Source organism: Haematobacter missouriensis, from assembly GCF_000740775.1.
In the GTDB taxonomy this organism is placed as follows: Bacteria; Pseudomonadota; Alphaproteobacteria; order Rhodobacterales; family Rhodobacteraceae; genus Haematobacter; species Haematobacter missouriensis.
Genome location: NZ_JFGS01000125.1, coordinates 1 through 336, shown reverse-complemented (window position 1 = coordinate 336; position 336 = coordinate 1). Strand labels below are relative to the sequence as shown.

Genomic DNA, 336 nt, shown 5'->3' with positions numbered 1-336 from the left:
CTTCTTCGACCTGATCGAGGATCATCTCGATACGGTCTACGACACCGTCAGGCGCGAGTTGATCTATCTCGAATGCAGCGGATCTGTGCCGGAGGGTTACCTCAGCGTTCGCGATCTTGTCGATGCGACGATCCTCAAGGGACTGGAAAGGTTCGAGCAGCGGCCCACCGAGTTTTCCATAGGCGACTGGCTGCTGAAACTGGCTTTCGAGAGCATCGAGGCCGAGGCGCGCGCCGCGCGCCGCGCGGTGCCGGAGGACGCCGCCTCGATCGACGCGAAACCCGAGACTCCGGCCGAGGAACCCACTGAGGCGGATCAGGCGATGTTCGAGTTCTA

At 61.9% G+C, this 336-nt stretch carries 1 pseudogene; it reads left to right on the top strand.

The features are described from left to right. Positions 1 to 336, top strand: a pseudogene (locus tag CG51_RS18940) (flagellar biosynthesis protein FliA); the annotation flags it as partial.